The following is a 6,049-nucleotide window of genomic DNA, read 5'->3' as shown; positions in this document are numbered from 1 at the left end:
AGACAGCCATCCGCAAGAGCCTCGGGGGAGCGCTGTCGGACCTGGAGTGGACGGTGAGCGCGTACACCCTCACCTTCGCGGTGCTGCTGATGTTCGGCGCCGCGCTCGGTGACCGTTTCGGCCGGCGCCGGCTCTTCCTCGTCGGCATCACCATCTTCACCGGTGCGTCGGCCGCCGCCGCGCTCTCCTCCGGCATCGACGCGCTGATCGCCGCGCGGGCGCTCCAGGGCGTGGGCGGCGCGATCATGATGCCGCTCACCCTGACCCTGCTGACCGCGGCGGTCCCGAAGGAGAAGCGCGGGATGGCGTACGGGATCTGGGGCGCCGTCAACGGCCTCGCGGTCGCCTGCGGCCCGCTGATCGGCGGCTCCCTCACCCAGCACATCTCCTGGCACTGGATCTTCTGGCTGAACGTCCCGATCGGTCTGGCCCTGCTGCCGCTGGCCCGGCTGAAGCTGCGCGAGTCCCACGCCCCCGACGCCCGGCTGGACTTCCGCGGCACCGCACTGATCAGCCTCGGCCTGTTCGGTATCGTCTACGCCCTGGTCAGCGCGAACGACCACGGCTGGAGCAGCAGCCGGGTGCTGGCCGGACTGATCGGCGGCGGCATCCTGGTGGCGGCGTTCGTCCGGCACGGCTTCACCGCGAAGCGGCCCATGGTGCCGATGCGGATGTTCGCCAACCGCGGCTTCGCGGCGACCAACGCGACGAACATGCTGATGTTCGTCGGCATGTTCGGCTCGATCTTCCTGCTCAGCCAGTTCCTCCAGACCGTCGTCGGGTACGGCCCCACCGAGGCGGGGCTGCGGATGCTGCCCTGGACCGGCATGCCGATGATCGTCTCGCCGTTCGCGGGCTACCTCGCCGACCGGATCGGCGGACGGGTGGTCGTCGCCACCGGACTGGCCTTCCAGGCCATCGGCCTGGGCTGGTTCGCGTCGATCATCTCGACGGACATCTCCTACGCCGCGCAGCTGCCCGCGCTGATCATCAGCGGCGTCGGGATGGCGCTGTTCTTCGCCCCCGCCACCACTTTGATGATGGGCACGGTGAAGGAGTCGGAGCATGGGATCGCCTCCGGCACCAGCAACTCGCTGCGGGAGGTCGGCGGGGCGCTCGGTATCGCGATGCTCAGCACGATCTTCTCCTCGCACGGCGGCTACCAGTCCCCGGCGGCCTTCGTGAACGGCCTCACCCCGGCGCTGTGGGTCGGCGCGTCGATCCTGGCGCTCGGGATGGTCACGGCACTGTGCAACCCGACACGACGTGCGCTCGCCGCCAAGGGTCCGGCGCGGGACGTGGAGGACCCGCGGGGCGCGGCCGAGCCGGCGTTGAGCGCGCGGTAGCGACCCCCTGACGGGCAGCGGGACACGGAGCCTGACTTTCTCCCGGGACGGAAAACCTTTCCCGGGGGAAAGTTAGGCTTTCCGCGTGGATGTAACGGAGAACGCCGAGCTCGCGCCGCTGACCACCTTCCGGTTGGGAGGCCCGGCCCGGCGGCTGGTGACCGCGCGGACCGACGAGGACGTGGTGGCGGCGGTACGTGCGGCGGACGCGCGCGGCGAACCCGTCCTGCTGGTCGGCGGCGGCAGCAACCTGGTGATCGCCGACGAGGGCTTCGACGGCACCGCCGTCCGGATCGCCACCCGGGGGGTGGCGCTGCACGGCACCGCGATGGAGCTGGCGGCGGGCGAGGTGTGGTCGGACGCGGTGGCCCGGACCGTCGAGGCGGGCCTGGCCGGGGTGGAGTGCCTGGCCGGCATCCCGGGGTCGGCCGGCGCGACGCCGATCCAGAACGTGGGCGCGTACGGCCAGGAGGTGTCGGCCACGATCACCGAGGTGGTCGCGTACGACCGGCGGCGCGACGAGGTCGTCACCCTGCCGAGCGCCGAGTGTGCCTTCGCCTACCGCCACAGCCGCTTCAAGGCGGACCCGGCGCGGCACGTGGTGCTGCGGGTGCGGTTCGCGCTGGAGGACGCGGGCGGGCTGTCGGCGCCGCTGAAGTACCCCGAGACCGCGCGGGCGCTCGGCGTCGAGGCCGGCGACCGGGTGCCGCTCGGCAGGGCCCGTGAGACGGTGCTGGCGCTGCGGGCGGGCAAGGGGATGGTGCTCGATCCCGCGGACCACGACACCTGGTCCGCCGGGTCGTTCTTCACCAATCCCGTGCTGAGTTCGGCCGAGCACGCGGAGTTCCTGGTGCGGGTGAAGGAGCGGCTCGGCGCGGAGGTCATTCCGCCCGCGTACCCGGCCGACGCCGACCATGTGAAGACCTCCGCGGCCTGGCTGATCGACAAGGCGGGGTTCACCAAGGGGTACGGCGCCGGGCCGGCCCGGATCTCCACGAAGCACACGCTCGCGCTGACCAATCGTGGTGCGGCCACCACGGCCGACCTGCTGACGCTCGCCCGTGAGGTCCGTGACGGCGTTCACGACGCGTTCGGCGTCACCCTCGTCAACGAACCCGTCTTCGTCGGCACGGCCCTGTAGCCGCCCGAGCGGGGCACCAGGTCGTCACGGTGCCGCCCACTGCGTGATGCCTGCCAGGAGGCGGTCACGGACGTCCTTGGGCGCCCGGGAGGCGCGGACCGACTGGCGGGCCAACTCCGCCAGTTCGGGGTCGGAGAAGCCGTGGGCGTCGCGGGCGAGGTCGTACTGGGCGGCGAGGCGGGCGCCGAAGAGGAGGGGGTCGTCGGCGCCGAGGGCCATGGGCACGCCGGCGTCCCAGAGGGTGCGCAGGGGGACGTCCTCGGGTTTGTCGTAGACGCCGAGGGCGACGTTGGAGGCCGGGCAGACCTCGCAGGTGATCCCGGAGTCGGCGAGGCGGCGCAGCAGATAGGGGTCCTCGGCGGCGCGGACGCCGTGCCCGATCCGCTGGGCGTGCAGGTCGTCGAGGCAGTCGCGGACGCTGGACGGCCCGGACAGCTCGCCGCCGTGCGGTGCGGCGATCAGGCCGCCCTCCCGGGCGATGGCGAAGGCCCGGTCGAAGTCCCGGGCCAGGCCGCGCCGCTCGTCGTTGGACAGGCCGAAGCCGATCACTCCCTGGTCGGCGTAGCGCACCGCGAGGCGGGCGAGGGTGCGGGCGTCCAGCGGGTGCTTCATGCGGTTGGCGGCCACGATGACGGCCATCCCCACCCCGGTGTCGCGCGAGGCGGTCCGCACCGCGTCGAGGATGATCTCGATGGTGGGGATCAGCCCGCCGAGCCGGGGCGCGTACGAGGTCGGGTCGACCTGGATCTCCAGCCAGCCCGAGCCGTCGGCGGCGTCCTCCTCGGCGGCCTCGCGGACCAGCCGCTGGATGTCCTCGGGGGTGCGCAGGCAGGAGCGGGCGATGTCGTAGAGCCGCTGGAAGCGAAACCAGCCGCGCTCGTCGGTGGCCCGCAGCTTCGGGGGCTCGCCCGAGGTCAGCGCCTCGGGCAGGTGCACGCCGTGCTTGTCGGCCAGCTCCAGCAGAGTGTCGGGCCGCATGGACCCGGTGAAGTGCAGATGCAGATGTGCCTTGGGCAGCTCGCGAATCTCGCGTGCCGTCGTCCCTACCTCGCGTGCCATTCAAAGATCCTGCTATACGTCGGCCCCCGCCCGGAACCATTTTCTCCGAACGGGGGCTTGCCCGAAAACGCGAACGGGTGCGGAAGGCGCGCGGAACGCGCCCAAAAGCGGAGCCGGAAAGAGCAGGGCGCCGAGCTAGTCGACGGCCTCGCCGAGCAGCTTCTGGATCCTGGAGACGCCCTCGACCAGGTCCTCGTCGCCGAGTGCGTAGCTCAGCCGCAGGTAGCCGGGCGTGCCGAACGCCTCGCCGGGCACCACCGCGACCTCGGCCTCGTCGAGGATGAGGGCGGACAGCTCCACCGAGGTCTGCGGGCGCTTGCCGCGGATCTCCTTGCCGAGCAGGGCCTTCACCGACGGGTAGGCGTAGAACGCGCCCTCGGGGACCGGGCAGACCACGCCGTCGATCTCGTTGAGCATCCGGACGATGGTCTGCCGGCGGCGGTCGAAGGCGGCGCGCATCTCGGCGACCGCGGACAGGTCGCCGCTGACCGCGGCGAGCGCGGCGACCTGCGCCACGTTGTTGACGTTGGAGGTGGCGTGCGACTGGAGGTTCGCGGCGGCCTTGACCACGTCCTTGGGGCCGACGATCCACCCGACCCGCCAGCCGGTCATCGCGTACGTCTTGGCGACGCCGTTGACCACCAGGCACTTGTCGCGCAGCTCGGGCACGATCGCGGGCAGCGAGGTGAACTTCGTGTCGCCGTAGACCAGGTGCTCGTAGATCTCGTCGGTGAGCACCCACAGGCCGTGCTCGACCGCCCAGCGGCCGATCGCCTCGGTCGCGGCCTCGTCGTAGACCGCGCCGGTCGGGTTCGACGGCGAGACGAAGAGCAGCACCTTGGTCCGCTCGGTGCGGGCCGCCTCCAGCTGCTCGACCGACACCCGGTAGCCGGTGGTCTCGTCGGCGACGACCTCGACCGGCACGCCGCCCGCGAGCCGGATCGACTCGGGGTAGGTGGTCCAGTACGGGGCGGGCACGATGACCTCGTCGCCCGGGTCGAGGATCGCGGCGAACGCTTCGTAGATCGCCTGCTTCCCGCCGTTGGTGACCAGGACCTGCGAGGCGTCCACCTCGTAGCCGGAGTCGCGGAGCGTCTTCGCGGCGATGGCGGCCTTCAGCTCGGGCAGGCCGCCGGCCGGCGTGTAGCGGTGGTACTTCGGGTTCCGGCAGGCTTCCACGGCCGCCTCGACGATGTAGTCGGGGGTGGGGAAGTCGGGCTCGCCGGCGCCGAAGCCGATCACCGGACGCCCGGCGGCCTTGAGGGCCTTGGCCTTGGCGTCCACGGCCAGCGTCGCGGATTCGGCGATCGCCCCGATGCGGGCGGATACCCGCCGGTCGGTGGCAGACGGTGCGGAGGGCGTGGCGGAGGGAGTGGCTGGGCTCATGACTGCATCGTCCCAGACCTCGTCCGGGCCCTGCACCCGAGTCCGCCGGGCCCGTTCCGCTCTTTCGGGTGCAAGGCGTTCGACGGGGCGGCCCGGACCACGTACACTCATCGGTCGGTGGCCCTCCCGTCTTACCGCTGCGGTAGGTTGGGGGTGTCAACGTAGGGTCGTAGCTCAATTGGCAGAGCACTGGTCTCCAAAACCAGGGGTTGTGGGTTCGAGTCCCTCCGACCCTGCTCCACACGTCCGACGGTGGATGTGGGCGCAGGTAAGCAGACAGAAGCACTCGCCGTACCGCGCGACGGGCGCGGCATGGCCACGACCCGGAGTCAGGTGAGGACGAGTGACTGAGATCACGGACTCCGTTGAGGTCCCTGCTGAGGACGACAAGGAGACCGACAAGAAGCCCGGCCGCGGTAAGCGCGGCAAGAAGGGCCCGCTCGGTCGTCTCGCGCTCTTCAACCGTCAGATCGTCGCCGAACTGCGCAAGGTCGTCTGGCCGAGCCGCAATGACCTGTCGACGTACACCACTGTGGTGATTGTGTTCGTTGTCGTCGTCATCGCGTTCGTCAGCGTGGTTGACTACGGTTTCGAGAAGCTTGTCACGTACGTCTTCGGATGAGCTTCCCTCGTAACCGCGGCCCGCTCCGGATCCCACGGGCGGCGAGCCGTATGTCCCACCCTTTGAGAAGTCAGGAAGAAGCAGTCACCGTGTCTGACCCGAACGTGCACGATGCCGACGTCGCCGACGAGTCCGTGCAGGACGAGGACTCCGCGCTCGACATCGTCGACGCTGCCGACGGCGACATCGACCAGGCCGAGGCTGCGGACCTGGCCGCGGGGGAGCCTGCCGAGCAGGGCGCGGTGCACGACGTGGACCCCGAGGACCCCGAAAAGGCCGAGGAAGTCGCCAACGACGACCTGGGCCAGGCGGATGCCGTAGCCGCGAACGCCGCCGCCCGCGCCGAAGAGGCTGAGGACGAGGCTGAGGCTGAGGCTGAGGAAGCCGCCGACGAGGCCGATGAGGCTGCTGAGGACGAGGCCGCCGAGGACGCCGACGAGACTGACGACGAGGCCGAGGAGGCCGGCGAGGACGCCGACGCCGCCGCTGCCGAGG

General features: G+C 71.2%; 5 protein-coding genes, 1 tRNA gene and 1 pseudogene. 5 read left to right on the top strand and 2 right to left on the bottom strand.

The features are described 5' to 3' along the window. Together AC13HU_RS30285 and AC13HU_RS30280 are read left to right on the top strand one after the other, a co-directional pair. Positions 1–1,346 (top strand): DHA2 family efflux MFS transporter permease subunit (locus AC13HU_RS30285; RefSeq protein WP_483045166.1); only part of this gene is annotated, 1,346 nt, incomplete at its 5' end. 85 nt (positions 1,347–1,431) lie between these two features. Further along, positions 1,432–2,487 (top strand): UDP-N-acetylmuramate dehydrogenase, encoded by a 1,056-nt coding sequence (locus tag AC13HU_RS30280; protein ID WP_483045165.1) that lies wholly within the window; start codon positions 1,432–1,434, stop codon positions 2,485–2,487. Between the two features lie 24 nt (positions 2,488–2,511). Here AC13HU_RS30280 and AC13HU_RS30275 read toward each other — a convergent pair whose 3' ends face one another. Next, positions 2,512–3,546, bottom strand: coding sequence for an adenosine deaminase (locus AC13HU_RS30275; protein ID WP_483045164.1), 1,035 nt, complete (start codon positions 3,544–3,546; stop codon positions 2,512–2,514). Between the two features lie 135 nt (positions 3,547–3,681). Further along, positions 3,682–4,932, bottom strand: a complete 1,251-nt coding sequence (locus AC13HU_RS30270; protein ID WP_483045163.1) for a pyridoxal phosphate-dependent aminotransferase — start codon at positions 4,930–4,932, stop codon at positions 3,682–3,684. Positions 4,933–5,095: 163 nt separating this feature from the next. Between AC13HU_RS30270 and AC13HU_RS30265 the strand changes: the two genes are divergently transcribed. The 3 genes and pseudogenes from AC13HU_RS30265 to AC13HU_RS30255 all read left to right on the top strand — a co-directional run. After that, positions 5,096–5,168, top strand: a tRNA-Trp gene (locus AC13HU_RS30265). Positions 5,169–5,275: 107 nt separating this feature from the next. Next, positions 5,276–5,554 (top strand): preprotein translocase subunit SecE, encoded by a 279-nt coding sequence (gene secE / locus AC13HU_RS30260; protein WP_483045162.1) that lies wholly within the window; start codon positions 5,276–5,278, stop codon positions 5,552–5,554. A gap of 89 nt (positions 5,555–5,643) precedes the next feature. Beyond that, positions 5,644–6,049 (top strand): annotated as a pseudogene (locus AC13HU_RS30255) (hypothetical protein); the annotation flags it as partial.

Source organism: Streptomyces sp. NH27, assembly GCF_056859195.1.
This window is presented reverse-complemented; position numbering and strand designations above follow the sequence as displayed.

Excerpts from the sequence above, each read along its gene's own strand:
- AC13HU_RS30270 (WP_483045163.1), bottom strand. The coding sequence starts at position 4,932 with ATGAGCCCAGCCACTCCCTCCGCCACGCCCTCCGCACCGTCTGCCACC.
- AC13HU_RS30275 (WP_483045164.1), bottom strand. The coding sequence starts at position 3,546 with ATGGCACGCGAGGTAGGGACGACGGCACGCGAGATTCGCGAGCTGCCC.